Annotated in this window: 21 protein-coding genes; 16 read left to right on the top strand and 5 right to left on the bottom strand. The window is 44.5% G+C overall.

Going from position 1 to position 22,389, the window contains the following annotated elements:
• Positions 1-99 precede the first annotated feature (99 nt).
• Positions 100-1,140, top strand: a complete 1,041-nt coding sequence (locus CYL31_RS01725) for a zinc-dependent alcohol dehydrogenase family protein (protein WP_212917284.1) — start codon at positions 100-102, stop codon at positions 1,138-1,140.
• A gap of 103 nt (positions 1,141-1,243) precedes the next feature.
• Here the strand turns inward: CYL31_RS01725 and CYL31_RS01720 are convergent, their stop codons facing one another.
• Positions 1,244-2,533, bottom strand: a complete 1,290-nt coding sequence (locus CYL31_RS01720; RefSeq protein WP_114412052.1) for a dicarboxylate/amino acid:cation symporter — start codon at positions 2,531-2,533, stop codon at positions 1,244-1,246.
• Positions 2,534-2,847: 314 nt separating this feature from the next.
• On the bottom strand, positions 2,848-4,128 hold the full coding sequence (locus CYL31_RS01715; protein ID WP_212917283.1) for an EAL domain-containing protein: 1,281 nt from the start codon (positions 4,126-4,128) through the stop codon (positions 2,848-2,850).
• 407 nt (positions 4,129-4,535) lie between these two features.
• On the opposite strand from CYL31_RS01715, the gene CYL31_RS01710 reads away from it, so the two are divergent.
• The 3 genes from CYL31_RS01710 to CYL31_RS01700 all read left to right on the top strand — a co-directional run bounded on the left by CYL31_RS01710 (position 4,536) and on the right by CYL31_RS01700 (position 6,038).
• Positions 4,536-5,087, top strand: coding sequence for a flavodoxin family protein (locus CYL31_RS01710; protein WP_212917282.1), 552 nt, complete (start codon positions 4,536-4,538; stop codon positions 5,085-5,087).
• A 237-nt stretch (positions 5,088-5,324) separates the two neighbouring features.
• Entirely contained in the window at positions 5,325-5,600 is a 276-nt protein-coding gene (locus CYL31_RS01705) for an Lrp/AsnC family transcriptional regulator (RefSeq protein ID WP_212917281.1), read from the top strand.
• Between the two features lie 30 nt (positions 5,601-5,630).
• On the top strand, positions 5,631-6,038 hold the full coding sequence (locus CYL31_RS01700; protein ID WP_212917280.1) for a GFA family protein: 408 nt from the start codon (positions 5,631-5,633) through the stop codon (positions 6,036-6,038).
• Positions 6,039-6,140: 102 nt separating this feature from the next.
• On the opposite strand, the gene CYL31_RS01695 is transcribed toward CYL31_RS01700, so the two are convergent.
• Entirely contained in the window at positions 6,141-7,298 is a 1,158-nt protein-coding gene (locus tag CYL31_RS01695; RefSeq protein WP_212917279.1) for a methionine aminotransferase, read from the bottom strand.
• Positions 7,299-7,398: 100 nt separating this feature from the next.
• Positions 7,399-8,319, bottom strand: coding sequence for a LysR family transcriptional regulator (locus CYL31_RS01690; RefSeq protein ID WP_249411660.1), 921 nt, complete (start codon positions 8,317-8,319; stop codon positions 7,399-7,401).
• Positions 8,320-8,468: 149 nt separating this feature from the next.
• Here CYL31_RS01690 and mdcA point away from each other — a divergent pair, with 149 nt between their 5' ends.
• From mdcA to madM, 9 genes are all read left to right on the top strand, one after another.
• Entirely contained in the window at positions 8,469-10,130 is a 1,662-nt protein-coding gene (gene mdcA, locus CYL31_RS01685) for a malonate decarboxylase subunit alpha (RefSeq protein ID WP_212917278.1), read from the top strand.
• Complete coding sequence (locus tag CYL31_RS01680) at positions 10,130-11,002, top strand: triphosphoribosyl-dephospho-CoA synthase (RefSeq protein WP_212917277.1); 873 nt, start codon at positions 10,130-10,132, stop codon at positions 11,000-11,002. Before mdcA ends, CYL31_RS01680 begins: the two co-directional genes overlap by 1 nt.
• A 13-nt stretch (positions 11,003-11,015) precedes the next feature.
• Positions 11,016-11,330 carry a malonate decarboxylase acyl carrier protein gene (locus tag CYL31_RS01675; protein ID WP_212917276.1) on the top strand — a complete coding sequence of 105 codons (315 nt, stop codon included), beginning with the start codon at positions 11,016-11,018 and terminating at the stop codon, positions 11,328-11,330.
• Positions 11,323-12,177 (top strand): biotin-independent malonate decarboxylase subunit beta, encoded by an 855-nt coding sequence (locus CYL31_RS01670; protein ID WP_212917275.1) that lies wholly within the window; start codon positions 11,323-11,325, stop codon positions 12,175-12,177. Before CYL31_RS01675 ends, CYL31_RS01670 begins: the two co-directional genes overlap by 8 nt.
• The gene (mdcE, locus tag CYL31_RS01665) at positions 12,174-13,019 is read left to right on the top strand and encodes a biotin-independent malonate decarboxylase subunit gamma (protein WP_212917274.1); all 846 of its coding nucleotides are present in this window, start codon (positions 12,174-12,176) and stop codon (positions 13,017-13,019) included. The genes CYL31_RS01670 and mdcE overlap by 4 nt, the downstream gene beginning before the upstream one ends.
• Positions 13,016-13,651 carry a malonate decarboxylase holo-ACP synthase gene (locus tag CYL31_RS01660; RefSeq protein WP_212917273.1) on the top strand — a complete coding sequence of 212 codons (636 nt, stop codon included), beginning with the start codon at positions 13,016-13,018 and terminating at the stop codon, positions 13,649-13,651. The genes mdcE and CYL31_RS01660 overlap by 4 nt, the downstream gene beginning before the upstream one ends.
• Complete coding sequence (mdcH, locus tag CYL31_RS01655) at positions 13,648-14,550, top strand: malonate decarboxylase subunit epsilon (RefSeq protein WP_212917272.1); 903 nt, start codon at positions 13,648-13,650, stop codon at positions 14,548-14,550. The genes CYL31_RS01660 and mdcH overlap by 4 nt, the downstream gene beginning before the upstream one ends.
• A 104-nt stretch (positions 14,551-14,654) precedes the next feature.
• The gene (gene madL, locus CYL31_RS01650) at positions 14,655-15,056 is read left to right on the top strand and encodes a malonate transporter subunit MadL (protein WP_212917271.1); all 402 of its coding nucleotides are present in this window, start codon (positions 14,655-14,657) and stop codon (positions 15,054-15,056) included.
• A gap of 9 nt (positions 15,057-15,065) precedes the next feature.
• Positions 15,066-15,833 carry a malonate transporter subunit MadM gene (gene madM / locus CYL31_RS01645; RefSeq protein ID WP_212917270.1) on the top strand — a complete coding sequence of 256 codons (768 nt, stop codon included), beginning with the start codon at positions 15,066-15,068 and terminating at the stop codon, positions 15,831-15,833.
• 68 nt (positions 15,834-15,901) lie between these two features.
• Here madM and CYL31_RS01640 read toward each other — a convergent pair whose 3' ends face one another.
• Positions 15,902-16,978: an alkene reductase gene (locus CYL31_RS01640; protein WP_212917269.1), complete on the bottom strand. Its 1,077-nt coding sequence runs from the start codon at positions 16,976-16,978 to the stop codon at positions 15,902-15,904.
• A gap of 254 nt (positions 16,979-17,232) precedes the next feature.
• On the opposite strand from CYL31_RS01640, the gene gss reads away from it, so the two are divergent.
• The 3 genes from gss (at position 17,233) to CYL31_RS01625 (ending at position 22,376) form a co-directional block, all read left to right on the top strand.
• Positions 17,233-19,110: a bifunctional glutathionylspermidine amidase/synthase gene (gss, locus tag CYL31_RS01635; protein ID WP_212917268.1), complete on the top strand. Its 1,878-nt coding sequence runs from the start codon at positions 17,233-17,235 to the stop codon at positions 19,108-19,110.
• Between the two features lie 204 nt (positions 19,111-19,314).
• Complete coding sequence (locus CYL31_RS01630; protein WP_249411659.1) at positions 19,315-19,956, top strand: TetR/AcrR family transcriptional regulator; 642 nt, start codon at positions 19,315-19,317, stop codon at positions 19,954-19,956.
• Positions 19,957-19,970: 14 nt separating this feature from the next.
• Positions 19,971-22,376: a glycoside hydrolase family 3 C-terminal domain-containing protein gene (locus CYL31_RS01625; RefSeq protein ID WP_212917266.1), complete on the top strand. Its 2,406-nt coding sequence runs from the start codon at positions 19,971-19,973 to the stop codon at positions 22,374-22,376.
• Positions 22,377-22,389 lie beyond the last annotated feature (13 nt).

Raw genomic sequence — 22,389 nt, 5'->3', positions numbered from 1 at the left:
TTTCTTAAGGTCGCTAATATACAAGGAAAAGAGCAAGGTAATTTCTTCTATATTCAGTAGTCTATTAGGCTGACGTATTGATCACCAAAGGAGAACACAATGAAAGCCGTTGTCTACGAAAGCTTTTCAGCCACACCTAAAATTATGAATGTCGAAGATCCAACACCAGAAAATCATGGTGTGGTGATCAAGGTGGAAGCGACCGGTGTATGCCGCAGCGATTGGCACGGTTGGATGGGACATGATCCAGACATTGTGTTGCCACACGTTCCCGGTCATGAGTTTGCCGGTGTTATTGAAGCCGTTGGCAAAGATGTTCAGCGTTTTAAAGTAGGCGACCGAGTGACTGTGCCTTTTGTCAGCGGATGCGGTTCTTGTCCAGAATGCCACGGAGGGAATCATCAAGTCTGCGGCAATCAAACTCAGCCAGGCTTTACCCATTGGGGATCTTTCGCGGAATACGTCTCCATTCATCATGCGGATGTGAATTTGGTGACTTTGCCAGAAACCATAGACTTCACCACAGCGGCTAGCCTTGGCTGTCGCTTTGTAACCTCGTTTAGAGCGGTTGTCGATCAAGGTAAAGTAAGCGCAGGCCAGTGGGTCGCGGTGCATGGTTGTGGCGGTGTTGGACTGTCTGCCATCATGATTGCCAACAGCATTGGTGCCAATGTTATTGCCGTGGACGTGACCGACGATAAACTTGAACTGGCAAAAGCCCTAGGCGCTTATGCGACTATTAATGCCACCAGCGTGGCTGATGTAGCAGAAGCAATTAAAGAGATCACCCGTGGCGGAGCTCATTTATCAATCGATGCTTTAGGCCACCCAACAACCTGTATCAACTCCATTAAAAGTTTGAAAAAACTAGGCAAGCACGTTCAGGTCGGCTTGCTGTTAGCGGGTCAAGCCACACCGCCCATTCCGATGAATCTGGTTATTGCTCACGAGCTAGAAATTATTGGCAGTCACGGCATGCAGGCGTTCCGTTACGATGCCATGTTAGCCATGATCAAATCAGGCAAGCTTCAGCCAGAAAAACTACTTGGCCGCACCATTAGTTTGGAAGAATCTATTGCAGCGTTGACCAACATAGACAAGATCAACCCACCGGGCGTGACTGTCGTTACACGTTTTTAACCTCTGTATCGCATGTAAAAAAAGAGCGCTTACCCTTGAGGGCTGCGCTCTTCTCTATTTAGACGATTCGTTTGTTCAGAGAATCCTCTGATACTAACCGTTATTAGCTCTGTTTGGTTTCTAAATGCATTTCAGACTGATTACCCGCATTAGGATCATTGTAGACACTTTCGTCTAACTGTCCTTCGCTCTTAGCAACCACAGTAGACACTACAGCATCACCAGACACGTTAACCGCAGTACGAATCATGTCTAACAGGCGGTCCACACCCAAAATCAAGCCAATACCTTCGATTGGTAAGCCTACTTGAGCAAACACCATAGATAGCATAATCAAGCCAACACCAGGAACGCCAGCGGTACCAATCGATGCCAGTACCGACATCAAGATCACCGTTAGGTAACCCATCATACCAAGCTCTACATTATAAATATTGGCAATAAAGACCGTCGCGACACCCTGCATAATGGCAGTACCATCCATGTTGATGGTCGCACCAAACGGTACAGTAAAAGACGCTACCGAGTTTTTCACGCCAAGCCGTTTTGTCACCGCACGCAAGGTAACAGGAATCGTCGCGTTTGAGCTGGATGTACTAAAAGCAAACACTTGCGTGTTACGCATTTTCTTCATGAAAGTAATTGGGCTCAAGCCAGACAAGACTTTCAGGATCACTTGCAAAGTCACAAATAAATGGAAGAACAAGACGCCAATCAGCACCAATACATAACCCAACAACTGAGCGAGTAAATCCATCCCCAAATCCGCTATAGCTCTAGCGATAAGACAGAACACGGCATACGGCGCCACTTCCATAATAATGGTGACCATCTTCATCATTATGTCGTTCAATGACTCAATGAAATCGCTAACAACCTTAGCTTTTTGTCCTACCATTAAGATGCTTACACCAAACATGATCGAGAAAAAGATCACCGGAAGCATGTCACCTTGCGCCATGGCGCTAATAGGATTTGAAGGAACGATATTAATCAATACCGTCGATAATGGTGGAGAGTCTTTCCCTGTGAAGGTCACAGAGGACTCGGCATTCATGCCTTCACCAATACCAAAAGCGGTGGCAATAGTCAGCGCTGCGGCAATGGCAATGGCCGTTGTCAGAAGGTAAAGAACGAACGATTTAGACCCAATCCTTCCCAGTAACTTGATGTCACCAATGCCACACACACCACAGACCAATGAGAAGAAAACCAAAGGTACAACAAGCATTTTCAGGGCGTTAACGAACATTGTACCAACGACTTTAAACAAGCCATCCGTTAAATAACTGTTCGCCCATGTTCCATCGGCATTTAGCCCCGTTAAATTGAGGATCAAGCCAACGATGATGCCAAGCCCCATCCCAAGTAGCACTTTAAACGTTGTATTCATAACAGTCTCTCTCATGCCATTAGTTCTAATGGTTTAGGCCGCTAAATGATGACGACCCTAAAATAAAAGTCACGCATATTACATGCCATTATAGTGCATAAAAACTATTTTCTTCGCGATGAAGGGAAAAGACAGTGTCATTTTCAAGAATAGGAAAGGTAAAGAATGTGCCGTTTTTAATGTTTTCAGAAAAATAAAAACACAATAAGGGATGTCTAGAATAATTCTTAAATCATTGTTATTAAAATGATTTAAATCAAAAGATGTCTACTTCCGCACTTTTATATCCTAATAAAAGTACGGAGGAAAACAGATTAAATATTTGAATTTTTTGCCTCACAAAAAGCTAACGCATCTTTAAGTGGTAATGGATGGCAGAAAAAATATCCCTGTATTTTTTGAGCACCCAACTCTTGCAACACTTCCAACTCCGCCAAGCTTTCCACACCCTCACCAAGCACCTTGCTTTTGGTTTCTTTTGCAAAGCCGATCAAAGCTGCGACCAAAGCTCTTTTTCGATGATCTGAATTGATATTAGCGATCAAGCTTCTATCTAATTTTATAATGTCCGCTTGTAACTCCAATATGTGTTGGAAGCTTGCAAAACCTGCTCCTGCGTCATCTACAGCAAGACGCATACCTCGTTCCCGAAAAGACTGAATGGAATTCCGAAATACTTTGTAGTCTGGGATAGATTCACGCTCAGTCACCTCCAACACAACACGATGCAAAGGAGCTTTGTCTAACATGGCTTGTAGACAAGACGATGTAAGGTGTTTGGGAGAAACATTTAACGTTATGTAATATTGCTCAGGGATAGCTGGCAATAAATTGAGCGCTTCTTCAATAGCAAATAGCTCTAGTACTTCGCCAACACCTGACGCATTGGCTTTATTGAACCAATAATCAGGGGAATGATAGGGCTTGGTTTGAAAGCGCGACAAACACTCAAAACCTTTAATCGAGTTTGTTTTAAAATTATAAATTGGCTGAAATACGATGGAAAGTTGTTTGTTATTAATGATATCGAAAATATCGTTGCGAGCGAGCTTGTGCAATCTTGATACAGTAAGTTCTTTCTCTATATTGCGAGCGGCAAATTTCGCGAAGAGTGTTAAAATAGATAAGTCTTTAGCCGACAGTGACTCATCAGCTTTCTCGCTGAAACAACATAGCGTGCCATAAATAGAGTCGTCCGAGAGATAAATAGGCACACCAATATAACTGCCTATATTTAAAACTTTTGTTACTGCTAATGCTTTCGTAATGTCGTTTTTCGATGTATCGGGAATAATTTGAGGCAGCTTTTCTTCTGCAATTAACTGGCAATAAGTGACTTCACTTCTGTCCTTATGGCCTTCATTAAGAAAGACACCACAACTGTCACTTTTATCTACATGCAACATTTCACGATTACCATCATGAAAACGCGACAAAAACGCGACATCCATTCCTAAATGCTGTCGAATAGTTTGCACTAGGTGCTCTAAATCATGGTTCAGTGAGCTAGCTAAAAGCTCCTCATCTATCCTACCTTGATTCTGCGCTCCCAAAATAGCAGTCATTAAATCGACGCTATTATTTGTTTTCAACATAGTTGCTCCGTGCATTCTCGACCTCTGACAAGCTTATTAATATATGAAGCATAACGACACTCGCCTCAAGACGTAGATAAAGCATATCAAAGGCGCTAAACCTCTTACCGTATTTTTTCGACGTCATTACGTAACCATATGAGTCTAACGTTTTTTATTAATGTCATTGCGTAAAAAAATGAATCTTTAAGTAAACAATACAAGGAACAACTCTAGCCTCAATCTCAAAATAAAGAAGGCTTGTATGCTGGCTTGTGATAGTCGCTTTTCTGTAACTTAATTGCTTCAAAGTTATTCCTTGTATAGCGAGTTTCTAAAACATACTATCAATATTGTTCGAAAAAACGGGGCTTTACCTCGTGAGATCTTGCCTCGCATTAATCAATCTAAATTTATTGGAGTGAGCAATGAAAAAAACAGTAGTGGTTTTCTTCTCTGGATACGGACATACCAAACGCGTTGCAGAGTATGTTGCAAAAGGCGCTAATGCAGAAAGCATTCAAATTGATGATAATGGTGACATTACAGACGCGGATTGGGATACATTGAACGCAGCTGACGCCATCATTTTTGGTGCTCCAACTTACATGGGCGGCGCACCTTGGCAATTTAAAAAGTTCGCTGATGCCACCTCTAAAGCGTGGTTTGCTTTAGCTTGGAAAGACAAAGTATTTGGTGGTTTTACCAACAGCGCAAGTTTAAACGGTGACAAACAAGTCACTTTTATTTACCTACAAACATTAGCATCTCAGCATGGTGGTATTTGGGTAAGTTTAGGGTTACCACCTGCCAATGCGCTTGCAGCGACACGTGACGACGTAAATAACCTAGGTGGTTCTGTGGGTGTTTTGGTCCAGTCTCCATCAGATGCTGGCGACGATGCTATTCCTGAAGGCGACTTGGAAACAGCACGCATTTACGGCGAACGCGTTGCGCACATCGTAAGCCGCTTCAATTAATTAAGCACTATTTTGGCTTTTCAAACGGCATGGCTTTCCATGCCGTTTTTCGATGCTTCTTAGCAATCCTCCCAACGACTCATTTTTTCCAATCCATCCATATAGTGGTCTCTTTGTTCCTTTGTAAATCACCGCTTAAGGTGCTTTAATTCCCTCCACTATTCGCTGACACTTACTATTCGAAATCTGTTTTATTCGAACATCAGCACACACTAATAATGCAAAGAGGAAACACCCATGGTTACCGCTATCATCATGCTTTCTGTTGAGAAAAAGCACATCAACCAAGTCGCTGAAAAATTGGCTTCCATTGAAGGGTTATCTGAAGTTTATTCCGTCAGTGGTTCATACGATATCGCCGCTATCGCCCGTGTGCAGACTAATGACCAACTATCTGAATTGGTGACAAAACACCTTGCTCAAATCGATTACATTTTGAAAACAGAAACCATGCTGGCGTTTCAAGCGTATTCGAAACATGATTTGGAAGGCATGTTTTCGGTTGGTGTTTAATTTTAAAACTCTTTTTTGGAGAGAGCAGTTATGAGTCATCTTCACACTGGATCTTGTCTATGTGGTGCGGTTAAATTCGAATTGGAAGGCGAGTTTAAAAAGTTCTTCCTTTGTCATTGCAGCCGATGCAGAAAAACCTCTGGCACCGCCCATTGTGCCAATTTATTTGCGCCGGGTGCTACGCTTACTTGGTTGAGCGGTGAAGATAAACTCAGCTTTTATCGATTAGAAGACACAAACTTTGCCCGTACTTTTTGCTCTGTGTGTGGCTCCAATGTGCCTACCGATGCGAAAGCACGCGGCTTAGTTGTCGTTCCTGCCGGTTGTTTAGATACAGATGTCGATATAACACCACAAGCGCATATCTTTATGGACAGCAAAGGCAATTGGGACGATCACTTAGGTGATGTTCCAGCGTTCGAAGCGATGCCAAGTTAAATAACTAATGATTAAAATAAGCCATTGCAAAAAAGCCAACGGATAAGAAAACACCAACGTTGGCTTTTTTATGACTTTTCTTTGCGCTACTTACCCTATTGATTAAAGCTCACTTAAACGACGAGCAGCCTCAAGCAAGGTACTTTCTTCTTTGGCAAAACACAGACGGATAATGCGCTGATCTTTGGGCGGTTGCTGATAAAACACGCTAACCGGAATCGCGGCTACACCGACTTTGTCAATTATCCATTCACAAAACGCCACGTCATCTAAATCACTGATCGCGCTGTAATCCAATAGTTGAAAATATGTGCCTTCGCATGGCAGTAACGCAAAACGGCTGTCAGCCAGTGCATTTCTCAGTACATCGCGTTTTTGCTGATAAAATGCCGCCAAGCTAGCACTGGCTTCAGGCAACGCAATTAAATGCTCAGCCAAAGCTTGCTGCAAAGGCGTTGCAGTGCAAAAAGAAACAAACTGATGCACCTTGCGCAGTTCCACGGTTAATTCCGCTGGTGCCACAATGTAGCCAACTTTCCAACCTGTTAAATGAAAGCTTTTGCCAAAAGAAGAAACCACTAAGCTTCGTTTTGAAAGCTTTGCGTGTTTGTGAACGCTGACCGCAGATTCACCAAAATGAATAAACTCATACACTTCATCGGACAATACATAAATGTCACGACTCGCAATAGCTTGCCATAAGGATTCTAAATCTTCAGCCAACCAGCAACTTCCCGTTGGGTTGTGTGGTGTATTGATTAAGACCAAACGCGTTTTATCACTAAGCAACTCAGAAAACGCCTGCCAATCAGGGCGAAACTCAGGAGCATTCAGAGTAACACGACGACAAATACCACCCGCTAAGGTCACCGCTGGCTCATATAAGTCATAAGCGGGATCAAACAAGATAACTTCATCACCGTCATGCACTAACGCAGCAATCGCATCAAAAATGGCTTCGGACGCACCACTCGTCACCGTAATCTCATCCAGTGCGCTAACTTTTCGGTCATAATGACGCTCGATTAAGCTGGCAATTGCGTCTCGTAATATTGGCAAGCCAGTCATAGGCGAATATTGATTATTACCGGTTAAAATCGCCTGTGACGCGCGCTCTAATAATCCCGCATCAGGTGAAAAATCAGGAAAACCTTGCGATAAATTAATCGCACCTTTTTCAGCGGCCAAGGCCGACATCTTGGTAAAAATAGTGGTGCCGACTGACGGCAGTTTGGAAATAAGTGTTGAAGCGATGGTCACGATGATTTTGCCTCATCATATAAGGTTGGGCATTTGAAATACGAATTTGAGAGCCATTCTCTATGAACAAATAATGCAGAGTCAAAGGTTATTGCTTGCATTACATTCTTGCTTTGTATTCTCGTGCGTAATTACGACATTCAACGATGCAGTTTAAAATTCTAGGGTCTCGTTCTCGGCTAGCAAGACACACCATGACTACTTGCTGTTTCATATCAGACATATTTTCTATCGATAATAATTTTATTTTGTTATCAAAGACATGCTCTACACGACGAGGCAATATGGCGTAACCAACACCGCCACTCACCATGCTCATCAACGAGAATATGTCCCCTAATTCCATCGCTATATTGGGTTGTATCCCTGCTTGCTGAAAGACTTTTTTGGTGTCTGCTGAGGTGGCAAAACCATCCGATAACGTGACGAAATTTTCGTGCTGAAAATCCTCAAGTTTAATTTGGCTATTATTGGCAAGAGGTGAATCATAGCTCACGGCCAACATTAGCTCATCTTCAAAAAGAGGCAAGTGGGTATACTCTACATCATCAATGGTTTTTTCCGCTGAGATAAGAATCACATCGAGCTCGAAGGATCTTAGCTTGCCCAATAAAGAAGCATTTGAACCTAATGATAGCTCGATATTTAAGTCACTTTTGCGGCGTTTAAGACCGGCGATTAGCTGCGGTAATGTGCTGATAGTGAGCGAATATAACGCCCCTAATTTGAATTGATTGGAATAAATACCGGCGACTTCTCGAGTGCTGGTGATTCCGTCTTGGAGGTCATTTAATACTTGTGTGACCCTTTCCTCCAACACTCTAGCACTGGGTAAAGGCGTCAGTAACCGCCCTTCTTGTCGAAACAAAGGACACTTCAATCCTTCTTCAAGAGAGTGTATCGCCCGATGAACACTCACTGAACTGAGCTGCAGTTTCTCGGCCGCCTCAGACAAAGTGCCCACTTTCATAAAGGTCAGAAACACTTCCAACTTTTTAAGTGTGATCATTTCATCAAACATAATTCTTTCCCGCTTTTTATTAGAGCGTCACTGCTTTCTATTATTTTTTTCAAAGATTATTAGCATAAGAGTAATAATTCCACAAGCACCTTGATTGATAGACAACGCCTTCCTTCATACTGTGAAAGAAAAAAACAGGATGAAGTGCGATGCAAACGAATACTGATTCTGGACATAATTGGTTCAGCCGACGTCAAAATAAAGAACGCCGTATGTCAGATCTTAGTCATCTAGTAGACGGGTCTATCATTCCAACAAAAAACATCGTTGCTGCCATGGAGCAGTTAATAAAGCCTGGTGATAAAGTCGTATTAGAAGGCAATAACCAGAAGCAAGCCGACTTCCTTTCTCGTTCATTAGCAAAAGTCTCCCCTGATAAAATCAACAACCTCCATATGATTATGCCTAGCATCAGTCGATCCGAACATTTGGATCTATTTGAGATGGGTATTGCTCGTAAACTGGATTTCTCATTTTCTGGTCCACAAAGCTTACGCATTGGCCAACTAATGGAAGATGGCCTTTTAGAAGTTGGTGCTATACACACCTATATCGAGTTGTATGCTCGACTTTACGTAGATCTTAATCCAAATATTGCGCTACTAGCGGGTTTTAAAGCAGACAGATTAGGTAATATTTATACAGGACCAAGCACCGAAGACACGCCAGCGTTAGTCGAAGCGGCGGCATTTCGTGATGGTATTGTTATCTTTCAAGTCAATGAAATTGTCGACGATGTATCGGACTTGCCGCGTGTGGATATTCCAGCGTCTTGGGTCGATTACATTGTCTTAGCGGATCAACCTTTCTTCATCGAACCTTTGTTTACTCGTGATCCTCGCCTTATTACACCACTGCAAGTTTTGATGGGCATGATGGCCATTAAAGGCATTTACGCGAAACACCAAGTGCAGTCGCTTAATCATGGCATTGGCTTTAATACTGCGGCTATTGAATTGCTCTTGCCAACCTATGGCGAATCATTGGGACTAAAAGGCAAAATTTGCCGTCATTGGACGTTAAACCCTCACCCAACCTTGATCCCAGCGATTGAAACGGGCTGGGTTGAAAGCGTGCATTGTTTCGGCACCGAACTCGGCATGGAAGATTATATTGCCAACCGTCCGGATGTTTTCTTTACCGGTAAAGATGGCTCTATGCGTTCTAACCGTGCCTTTTGTCAGCTAGCAGGCCAGTACGCCGTTGATATGTTTATCGGTTCGACGTTACAAGTTGATGGCGATGGCAATTCTTCCACCGTCACACGAGGTCGTTTGGCCGGCTTTGGCGGCGCGCCAAATATGGGTCATGACCCTGGAGGAAGAAGGCATTCATCGCCCGCTTGGCTAGATATGAAGCCCGATGATTCTTTGTTAAGCAAAGGCCGCAAGCTTGTCGTACAAATGGTAGAAACCTATCAAGACAGCAATAAGTCGACCTTTGTCGAAGAGCTTGATGCGCTAGCTATGGCGCGTGATTACAAAATGCCATTGGCTCCCGTGATGATTTATGCCAGCGATGTAACTCACGTTCTGACCGAAGAAGGCATCGCTTATGTATACAAAGCCGAATCACTAGAACAACGCCGCGCCATGATTGCTGCCGTGGCTGGCATTACGCCACTGGGACTCAGCCAAAACCCTGAAGTGACCGCTCAATTACGACGCGATGGTTTGGTTGCTTACCCAGAAGACTTAGGCATACGAAGAAGCGATGCTAGCCGGGATTTGTTGGCGGCTTCAAGTATTTCAGACCTTGAAACATGGTCAAATGGTCTCTATAAGCCACCAGCAAAATTCAGGAGTTGGTAATGACTATTTTATTACGAAATTCAACAGCTCCAGATGTAAGCAAACTGTTGCGCCTTGATCCAGAGAACCTAGCTCATCTTGCTTCTCAGGCACTGAAGGAAGAAGCGTCCTTGAGTCCAAAGCCAGCCCTCGTGGATTCACGAGGTTCTGGTGCTCACACTGATATGGATGTGGGTTTGTTAATGAAATCGGCTCACTGCCTTGAACCTTACTTTTGCAAGATGGCCGCAGCTGCCATCGTGCACCCAATAGGTTTTGAGCTGCGACGGAATATTGGCGCCATTGGTCGTGATGCAGAACGGGCAATGCGCCAAGCGACAAACGGCGTTAATACTCATAAAGGTGCAATCTGGGCATTAGGGTTATTGGTCGCCGCCGCCACAAACGCCAGCACGCTTGATGAACTATTTAATGACGCTGGGCGTTTAGCAAACTTACCTGACGAAGGACTTAAAGCCGTGTACCTAAGTAACGGCTTACAAGTTCGCCACCAATATGGCTTATCAGGTGCGAAGGAGGAGGCGCAACAGGGTTTTCCTCATATCCAAGAGCTCGGACTTCCCATGCTATTCATCAGCCGTGCTCGAGGCGACTCAGAGTCCGATGCTCAACTTAACGCATTATTAGCCATTATGACGCGACTTTCAGACACTTGTGTTGCGTCACGAGCAGGACTTGAAGGGGTAAAGACCATGCAGAAAGGCGCTAATGCCGTGCTTGATGCGGGTGGAACAGGCACATTATTAGGTCGTCAGTTGCTTAACAAATTAGAGCAAGACCTATTGCGATTAAATGCCTCTCCTGGTGGCGCTGCCGATTTATTGGCTGCGACCCTGTTTATAGACAGCCTGACTCACCAGACTAGCCACTAATTTAGGAGTTTTTATGGATACGTTTCATATTGTTCGCCCTGCTCGTAAAACCCCCATTAATCAAACCTTAGTGGGTTATGTTGGGTCAGGTGATTTAGAAGTCATGATTGATAACAGCGATCGCCCTCAAGCTGACATCTATATCCACTCTTCTAGCTCGGCTGGAGAACAACGTTGGCTCGCTCTTATCGAACGTATTGAAGCCAGTCAGCCTTTACCTATGATGCGCATGGACATCCATGATTTTTCTGCAACACCGGGTGTGATTCGTTTACGTTTAGAACAAGCATTAGAGCAAGCCTTAACCAAGGAGACGTCTTATGAGTAACCCTCAAGACTCAAGATTAAATACTAATTTTGTTGAACAAGGCGCAAGAAAACGCATTGAATACGTATTGGATTCGGGATCGATGCGAGAACTGGTTACACCATTCGACCGAGTTATTTCGCCTTGGTTAGAAGTACAAGGCATTGTGCCTCAGTTTGATGATGGCGTAGTGGTTGCTCGTGGTGCAATTGATGGCAAGTCTGTGATTGCCATCGCGATTGATGGCAGCTTTCAGGGTGGCAGTTTGGGTGAAGTAGCTGGGGCAAAAATAGCGGGCGCTCTTGAATTGGCCGTTGAAGCGAACCAAGCAGGAGAATCCATTGCCGCTGTATTAATGTTTGAAACCGGTGGTGTTCGTCTACAAGAAGCCAATTTAGGTTTGGCCGCGATTGCCGAGATTCAATCGGCCATTGTGGCGTTACGAAAACTGCAACCTGTTGTGGCCTTGATTACGGGTCCCGTTGGTTGTTTTGGTGGCATGTCTATTACCGCAGGTCTGTGCAGCTATTTATTAATGACTCGTGAAGGTCGCCTTGGATTAAACGGCCCACAAGTTATTGAGCAAGAAGCTGGCGTAGGTGAATATGACTCTCGTGATCGCCCTTTTATCTGGGGTTTAACCGGAGGCGAGCAACGTTATACAACTGGTTTAGTTGACGACTTTTTTGGCTCAGATGTCATAGACGTTCGTCACAAAGTACAAGAGTACTTACGCAAAGGCGTACCAGATACTTTCCGCAGCGAAGCGATTCAGTCCTCTTTAGACAGACTAAAAAATGTAGACACACAGCATCAGATTACCTCTGAAGCAGCACGTGAGATTTTCGCTAAGGGAGCATCATTATGAGCACTGCAGCAATCAAGACAGATACCGTAAAAACGCACCGTGGGCGTGTTTGGTTTGATCTATTAGCAGATAAGATGATGGTGCATGAAGGCGCCGCTCCCTCAGTGATGATTGCTAATGGCAACCTAGCTGAACGTCCATGCTCACTGATATTGGTTCAACCCGATAAAAACAACCTCTACCCAAGAGCGATAAATGGCGAGGTAGGACTTTTGGAAGGTTGGGCACTGGCGGATGCGATCCATAATATTGTTTCTAAAGACGCTGAAAGCGAACAAAAATCGGCCATTATCGCCATTGTCGATGTATCTAGCCAAGCTTATGGGCGAAGAGAAGAAGCGCTTGGTATTCACCAAGCTCTCGCGGCGGCGGTGTCTGCTTATGCGCAAGCCAGACAAGCAGGCCATCCCGTTATTGCGCTACTCGTCGGCAAAGCCATGTCGGGGGCATTTTTGGCCCATGGCTATCAAGCCAATACGATTCTTGCCCTAAATGACGATGGCGTCATGGTACATGCGATGGGCAAAGCGGCTGCAGCTCGAATTACCATGCGTTCTGAAGAGGAATTAGATCAACTAGCCAAAACCATACCGCCAATGGCTTACGACCTTAAAAGCTTCGCAACGCTTGGGCTGATTGAGCAATTTATTGATGTTAGCAGTGCCGATGCGCCTTCTTCTAAAGATATTGAGCTAGTGCAAATCCTATTAGCCGATGCCCTAGAAAGGCTGAAGGGCGACACGCAAATAACAAAGCGTTTACAAGGTGAGAATAGAGGTGCATCGCGTCGAGTTCGTGAACTGCTTCGCTCGCAATGGAAAAAGGCTGAGCCAAATTTATGATGTGGCTAGCGCACGATTTACTCTGGCTTGACCGCTTTTTGCTTGTTGCTGGTGTTGAAAAACCAGACCTACCTGATTGGGTAACAAGTGGAAATGGCCCAGTTGTCGTGCGCCGAGAGCGGGGTTCGATAGCAGGGCTTGTCGCAGTAGGTGTTCGCGGTGCTAACAAAAATGAGCGTTGTGCCGCTTATGCTCCTCTATCTGCGGTGCAATGGAGCTTAACGCCTTATGAAATAACAAGGGCACAAGCTTGGTTAGATCATCAAGATCGCTTCAAAGCGCCCGTTTTACGGGCATTGGAAACAGTCGCCCAAGTGCTCGACGGTCATAATTTAGAGTGGGGGATTACCGGAAGCCTTGGTTACGAGCTTGCAACTGGTGATAAGCAAATCCATGCAAAAAGTGATCTGGACTTAGTCATCAAGGCACCGAAGCCATTAAGCAAACCCTTTGCACGGGAGCTTTTGAAAGAGCTTGGTGAATTACCATGCCGCCTAGATATTCAAATCGAAACAATGACCGGAGCAATAGCATTATTAGAGTGGGCAGGCAAAAGTTCGACAGTGCTTATTAAAACGGAAAAAGGCCCATTTTTGGTCGCTAATCCTTGGGAAGGAGGAATGCCATTATGACTCAAGTATTTACCTTTCCAGGACAGGGGTCGCAGCGTGCTCACATGTTACAAAACTTACCAGATCATCCTGATGTGACCCTTATAAGACAACAAGCTGAGAATATCTTAGGCGTAAAACTAGACACACTAGACTCCCAAGAAGCGCTTACTGATACAGTAAATGTGCAGCTTGCTCTATTAATTTGCGGCGTTGCTTGGGGCCGATATTTACAAAATGCAGGAATAAAACCTGACTACGTTTTAGGTCTTTCTATCGGCGCTTACCCTGCAGCAGTGGTAGCAGGAAGTCTAAATTTTGGCGATGCATTACGATTAGTAAAAGCTCGCGCCGATTCAATGAAGTCAGCTTATCCAACTGGCTATGGCATGCTGGCAATCACCGGAGCTGAGTTTAAACATGTGCAAGCCGCCGTGAACTCACTCCAGGAAAAGGGTGAAAACGTTTATCTGGCCAATCTTAATGGTGAATACCAGTTCGTTCTGGCTGGAGAAAAGCGAGTTTTAAAAATTGCTGCTGAGCAAGTTAGAAGTACGGGGGTTGGAGCCAGTGTCTTTTTAGATGTCACCGTACCCTCTCATTGCCCTTTACTAAGAAAGCAATCGGAAAAGCTTCTTGCCATGTTTCAGTCCATCACTTTAAAGACTCCAAACAGCCTATATGTCAGTGCTGCAAAAGCTCGAGTCTTACGTAAGCCAGATGAGATAAAAAAAGATCTAGCTCTGAATATGTCGCATCAGCTGCATTGGCATGACAGCTGCCAAATGCTTAAAGAGAGAGGCGTAAATAGAGTTCTAGAAATGCCTCCAGGCAGCACTCTTACAGGTCTGTTCCGTAAGATTTTAAGCACTGGCGAATGTTACAACATTGAAAATATAAGTCTTAAGACTCTTTTATAACCACACCAAAATATTGCAGCAAATAAAAGGAGGTGAACGCCACCCAAGAAACCAGTGAACAGCATTTTCGTCCAAAAACAAAAACGATAAGAGTGGAGAGAAACATGATCATTTATGGTGTCGCGTTATTATCAATATGTACATTGGTAGGGATTAGTATAGGACAGATTTTAGGTAACTTAATGGGTCTTCCTGCGAATGTTGGTGGTGTGGGTATTGCCATGATTTTACTGATTATTACTGGCAGCTACCTCAATAAAAAAGGCTTTATCGATGCTAAAACAGAACAAGGCGTTGAGTTCTGGAGCGCGATATATATTCCCGTTGTAGTCGCTATGGCTGCAACACAAAACGTTCATGGTGCGTTAAGCGGCGGCCCAATGGCAATCCTTGCCGGTGTTATGGCGGTTGTTGTCGCATTTGCTTTGGTACCTGTTATTGATCGTATGGGAAACAGCGACAATACAGAATCGGCTCATTCCACTAAATCAACTAATAACCTATAAGGTGACTGTATGTTCGAATCTTTACTTTTAGTTAGCACGAAATACAGCTTAATCACTGGATTTGCCGTTATAGGTTTTACTATGTGGGTCTCGTATTGGCTTTCAGCTAAATTGACTCAAGGACGCATCCATGGCTCCGCTATTGCCATTCTTCTGGGTTTAACAATGGCGTATTTTGGTGGCCTGTTCACTGGCGGCAGTAAAGGCGTCGTGAACGTTCCTTTATTATCTGGTATCGGCTTACTAGGTGGTTCAATGTTGCGCGATTTCGCCATTGTCGCAACAGGCTTTGGTGTCAAAATAGATGAATTAAAACGCGCAGGAATGGCCGGTGTTAACGCCCTTATCGTCGGTATTCTTTCTTCTTTTATTGTTGGGGCTATCGTAGCAGTGATGTTTGGCTATACCGACGCCGTTAGCATAACCACCATTGGTGCAGGTGCAATTACTTATATTGTTGGACCGGTTACTGGCGCTGCAATTGGTGCTAGTTCAGAGGTGATTGCCCTATCTATTGCTGCTGGTTTGGTGAAATCTATCCTTGTTATGGTGGCAACACCATTTGTCGCGCCGCTTATTCGTCTTAATAACCCAAGAACCGCCATTATATTTGGTGGTCTGATGGGAACATCGAGCGGGGTGGCGGCTGGACTTGCAGCGACTGACGCGAAGCTTGTTCCTTATGGCTGTATTACTGCAGCTTTCTACACGGCTCTTGGTTGTCTTTTGGGACCTTCCGTTTTATTTATCGTAGTAAGAGCAATCCTTCCAGGCTAATTGAGTCATCAGAAACAAAAACGCCAAGGCAGTTGCCTTGGCGTTTTAAACATTTTGTATAGCACAAATTACGCAGTCATGAACGGGTAATCTGTGTAGCCTTCCGCACCTGGTGTGTAGAAAGTATTTGGATTGGGCTCGTTTAGTTCAGCGCCCGCCTGAACACGTTCAACAAAGTCAGGGTTGGCAAGAATACCTTTGCCAAACGCAACACTGTCCGCTTGATTATCTGCTAGCACTTGATTGGCTTCTTCTGGCGAGTAGCCCATATTGACCATCAAATGCCCCTTGTAAGCGTCACGCGCTACGCTGACAACATCCGCTTGCTGTAAACCAAAGAAATCTGCGCGCATTAAATGTACATAAGCTAAGTTAAAGCGATTAAGGTGTTCGCTCAAGAAGCGTGTCCAAGCAATAGGATCATTTTCTTTCATGCTTTGGAAGCTGTTAAGAGGTGAAAGACGTAAGCCCACTCGACCACTGCCCATAACTTCCGTTACCGCTTCAATGACTTCGGTTAAAAAACGTGCACGGTTTTCTAATGAACCACCGTATTCATCTGTGCGCTGGTTAGAACTTTCACGTAAGAACTGATCAATTAAGTAACCATTCGCACCGTGAATCTCTACGCCATCAAAACCTGCTTCTTTGGCATTGATCGCGGCTTGACGGAAATCACCTACAATCTCTTTGATTTCAGCAACGGTTAATGCTCGAGGCACTGTGTATGGTTTTTTGCCTTCTGGCGTGTGGGTTTCACCCTCAATAGCAATGGCACTAGCAGAAACAGCCTCTTTACCACCATTCAACAATGGGTGTGCAGCACGCCCTCCATGCCAAATTTGTATAAAAATACGGCCGCCAGCTTTATGCACTGCGTCGGTTGTTAGTTTCCAACCTTCAATTTGTTCTTGTGAATAAATACCTGGGTCATCACCAAAAGATGACGTACCTTCCGTCACCATAGTACATTCTGTAATCAACAAACCAGTACTAGCACGTTGAGAGTAATATTCTGCCATCAAGGCATTTGGCAGATGGCCCGGAGCACGTGTACGAGTTAAAGGCGCCATGATAAAACGATTAGGTAATTCTAGATCGCCGATTTTTACTGGGCTGAAAAGATTCTTTGCGGTGCTTGTCATTATGAACTCCAGAGTAAATTTCAATCTTTATAGAAAGGATAGACACTACATATGGCAGTTATTTTAAAAAACAATCTCGTGCACTTTTTTTCCTGAATAGTCGATCCAATTTCACTAAATAATAGTTCAAAAAATAAGCGGTGTGAGTGCTTGCAGGTCATCTTTTCAAGGTCTATATTGCGAGCATCAGACGGCAGTTGTGTCGCCTTTCTTTTACCCGTTTAAACACGTTCCGTGTGAGGGAATTCAAGCTAATGACATCCGATTCCAGCAGGCCAATGGCTCCTTTTGGCACCTTGTTAGGCGTAGCGCCGGGCAATGTGCCCGTTTACTCTTCCGATTATGATTCCGCCGATGATAATGAGCTGCCTAACCGCCACGCTTATCGCAGTTATGTGGATGGAATTTTCATGGGTTATAAGTGGCAATGCGTTGAATTTGCTCGCCGCTGGCTGTATCTCAACAAAGGCTACATCTTTGATGACGTCGCCATGGCCTATGATATTTTTCGCCTGACATCAGCTCGGCTCATTGCCGACGAGAGCCGCTTGCCACTGAAATCCTTTCGCAATGGCTCGTTACGTCATCCTGAAGTCGGTGCGCTGTTGATTTGGAACGAAGGTGGTGAATTTGAAGTCACCGGCCATGTGGCGATTGTCACCAAAGTCTTGCCAGATCGTTTGTACTTGGTCGAGCAAAATGTCGGCCATCAAGTGTGGGAAGAAGGCCAAGATTACTCTCGCGTGCTTGATGCGCGCATTAGTGAAGACGGCGGCTACTGGCTGCGTTGTTCTTATGGTGATGCTTCTGTTATGGGCTGGGTAATACAAACAGACGATGATTTGCATGCCGAGAATATTGAACCTGAAGATCCCGCATTATTCAATTTGCAAATACGTCATGTGCCTAACAAAGGCCAAGCTTCTCGTGCTTGGTTAAATGTCGCGAATCCAGCGGAAGAAGCTTTTGTCGACATGATGGGCGGACACAAACTCGCCAGTCGACCGGAAGACGACTACAAATACATGGTGATGACAGAAACCGCAGAGCGAGAACTAAAGCGCGCCACCAATGAATTACACGCCTTGTTTATGCACGCCACAGATTATGTGCTGCAAAACGAAGATCTATTATCTAGCTTTAATATTCCATCTGCTTTATGGCCTAAAATTCATCAATCTTGGGACAACCGCCGCAACCAGATGATCACTGGACGCTTTGATTTCAGTCTTTCTGCTCAAGGCATCAAGGTCTACGAATACAACTGCGACTCGGCCTCTTGCTACATGGAAGCTGGCATCATTCAGGAAAAATGGGCCAAGCATTATGGCGCAAATGAAGGCGAAGGTTCAGCAACTGAATTGGTCGACGAACTAATCGAAGCGTGGAAAAACAGTGATGTAAAAGGTGTAATTCACATCATGCAAGATACGGATCTAGAAGAGAACTATCACGCTCTTTTCATGAAACGTACCATGGAAAAAGCGGGGCTCGATTGCAAAGTCATCAAGGGTGTCAGTAGCTTACGTTGGGACGAAGACGGTGATGTGGTCGACGCTGACGGTGTTAAAATTCGTTGGGTATGGAAGACATGGGCATGGGAAACCGCGTTGGATCAAATCCGCGCCGAATGCGATGACGATGAACAACGTCTACGCGACTATAAAACCGATGTACCACGCAGCGAAGCACCACGTTTAGTCGATGTATTATTGCGTAAAGACGTGATGGTATACGAACCTCTTTGGACGCTTATTCCAAGCAATAAAGCGATTTTACCGGTTTTATGGATGCTTTTTCCCGATCATCCCTATTTATTGGAATCGTCCTTTGAATTAAGCGATGCGTTAAAAACCAACGGTTATGTGAGCAAACCGATTGCGGGGCGCTGTGGCTTTAACATCAGCTTGTACGACGGTGAAGACGACTTAATGGAAGAGACGACTGGGCGCTTTGCTCATCAAGATCAAATCTTCCAAGCGCTATGGAAGCTACCAGACATTGAAGGATATCGCTCACAAGTCTGTACTTTCTCGGTAGCGGGACATTACGCTGGCAGTTGTTTGCGCGTTGATCCAAGTTTGGTCATCACCAAAGACAGTGATTTGATGACCCTACGCGTCATTGAATAATGATTTAAACTATTGATTTATAAAAATTTAAGCCTTTTTCTCCACAATGGAGGCAAAGGCTTTTTTTATTCTAAATTCTCTCGCTGCAATTCCATTTACTCATTTTTCACCTATGATCGTGCAATTAGTCATTGACTATAAACTCATCAGCTCTTAAATTACCTCAAAAAATATAACACGTGTAACATTATTATGATTGCTAGAATGGTTCACCAAACCGAGGCAACTCGGGACAAAATCATCAACATTGCTGAAACCCTTTTTATCGAAAATGGCTTTGCTGATACTCAAATGAAAGACATTGCGGCGGCCACTGGCATGAGTCGTAATACCTTGTATCGCTATTACCAAGACAAATACGATTTGGGCTTCGCCATTCTTGTGGTGGTGCTGACTCGTAAGATCGATATTTATGAAAGCATCATAGAAAAAATCAAAGCTCGCCATTATTCCAACATTCGCGAGGGTCTTGGCGTGTTAATGCAAGCCTATTCTGATCCTCAATACGAAGACGATGACCGTTTTATTGCCGAGTTTGATGGCTACTATGCTGGATCACGTATACCAACCGAATTCCGTGAAAAACTGACACAATTATTACCAGAAACGGTCAGCCAATCTCTCTCTGACATTGTTGCCCTAGGACAAGCCGAAGGCAGTATTCGAACCGATATTCCAGCCGCTTATTTAGCGGTAACCCTATTCAATGCGGTCCCAACTTTTTTCCGCCGAATGTTGCTACGCAAAGATGCCTTAATGGAAATTGAACAAGAGGCCATTCCGCAACTCACCCCTGTGTTAATTCAATTACTACTCGATGGTATGAAACCATCTCGACAACCTTAAAAAGGATGAAAGCGATGAGTGATACAAAAATAAAACAACTCTTAACCGAACTAACCCTAGAAGAAAAAGCCATGCTCTGTACCGGCAAGGATTTTTGGAACCTCCATGGTATTGAGCGCTTAGACTTGCCCTCCATCATGGTAACGGATGGCCCTCATGGCTTACGCAAACAAGCCGGCGAAGGCGATCACGTTGGTTTAAACGCAGCAGTAAAAGCTACCTGCTTTCCAACTGCATCAGGACTTGCCGCATCTTGGAATACCAAGTTAATTGAAGAAATGGGCGTCGCGTTAGGCAAAGAATGTCGCGCTGAAGATGTGTCTGTATTACTTGGCCCTGGCACCAACATCAAACGTAACCCATTGGGCGGGCGTAACTTCGAATACTTTTCTGAAGATCCATTACTGGCTGGCGACATGTCTGCCGCTTGGATCAAAGGTGTACAAAGCCAAGGCGTGGGAACCAGCTTAAAACATTACGCAGTGAACAATCATGAACATTGCCGTATGACCGTTGATGCCGTTGTTGACCAAAGAACCCTTCGCGAGATCTATCTACCAGCCTTTGAAAGAGCCGTTAAACAGACGCAACCTTGGACAGTCATGTGCTCTTATAACAAGATAAACGGCACCTACGCTGCCGAGCACAAACAATTACTCGACGACATTCTTGTCAAAGAATGGGGCTTTGAAGGCATTATTGTTACTGACTGGGGTGCCAATAACGACCGCGTAGAAGGCGTCAAGAATGGCCAGCATTTAGAGATGCCAAGCTCTGGCGATATGAATACCAAGAAGATCATTGCTGCCGTTGAGAGCGGTCAACTGACAATGGAAGCATTGGATAAATCGGTTGCTCGCGTACTAGAACTGATTCTGAAATCACAAGCGTCTTTAAAAAGTGATAAGGTCGAAGCCGACCTAAATGCTCACCATGAACTCGCTGCGCGAATAGCGGAAGAAACCTGTGTGCTGTTAAAAAATGATGGTCTATTGCCAGTGGCTGCAGGAAAGAAAATCGCTGTTATTGGCGCATTAGCTAACAACACTCGCTACCAAGGCGCAGGCAGTTCTAAAATTAATCCATTCAAATTAGAGCAACCTCTCGACGAAATCAAAAAACAATTTGGTGCCAATAACGTTACTTACACTGAGGGTTATCACCTAAATGATACGGAAGATAGTGCAGAAATCGCCAATGCAGTTGAGCTAGCCAAACAAGCAGACGTGGTATTTTTGTTTGCAGGTCTGACACCAAAATATGAATCCGAAGGCTTTGATCGTCAGCACTTAAACTTGCCACAAGTTCAGCTTGATCTCATTCATGCGCTTGGTGATCAGCTAGCTAAGACCGTGGTTGTTTTACAAAATGGCGCACCAGTCGTTCTTCCGTTTATAGCAAAAGTTCCCGCTGTTTTGGAAGCTTACCTAGGTGGACAAGCTGGAGCTTCCGCGATAGCCAAAGTACTTTCTGGTGAAGTAAACCCAAGCGGAAAATTAGCAGAAACCTTCCCTGCAAATTTAGACGATGTGCCAAGCCAGCCTTATTTCCCAGGTACCACTAAGCAAGTGCAATACCGCGAGGCCATCTGGATTGGGTATCGCTATTTTGATACCACTAATACGAAAACGCTTTTCCCATTTGGTCATGGCTTGTCTTACACCGATTTCACTTACTACCATCTAACATTGCTAAGTGGTGATAAAACGCCATTTAATGAAAGCGCTTCCATTAAACTGCAAATCACCGTCACCAATACAGGAAACAGAGCAGGCGCCGAAGTTGTACAGTGTTACGTGGGCCAAAAATCCCCTTCCCAACCTCGCCCAGCCAAAGAATTAAAAGCGTTCGAGAAAGTCTTCTTAGAACCAGGTGAAAGCAAAGAAATCGTTTTTGAACTGGATTATCGAGCGTTCGCTTATTGGCACAAAGAGAAAGCCACTTGGGTTGCAGAAAGCGGTGAATATCAGATTCACATTGGTTCTTCTGTGGAAGATATTCGAGACACTGCGTCTATTGCCCTAGATACAGGAATCACAGCAGAGCAACCAAATTCCGCTTTGGCCACGTACTTTACTCCAGCTAAACGCGACTTTAATGATGCAGCTTTTGGCGCTCTATTAGGTTACGACATTCCAACATCAACACCCATCACACCTTACACAGTGAATTCAACCTTGGGCGACATTGCTAATGAACCACTGGGCAAGCCGCTTTTCGAAAGCATGTTATCCATGTTCACCCAAATGATGGGAGGAGATAAAAACGACTCGGCAGCCGAAGCGGACCGTCTGATGGCCGAAGCTATGGTGGCAGATATGCCTTTACGTAATCTGCCGGTATTCAACAGCCAGCAATATTCTGAAGATCAGATTTTGCAACTTATTGCCTCGTTAAATAACAAGGAAGCAACTCTCTAAAAAGCACCTTTTA

The organism is Marinomonas sp. A3A (assembly GCF_018336955.1).
GTDB lineage: Bacteria > Pseudomonadota > Gammaproteobacteria > Pseudomonadales > Marinomonadaceae > Marinomonas > Marinomonas lutimaris.
Note: the sequence above shows the minus strand (reverse complement) of the source record. Positions and strands in the feature narration are given on the sequence as shown.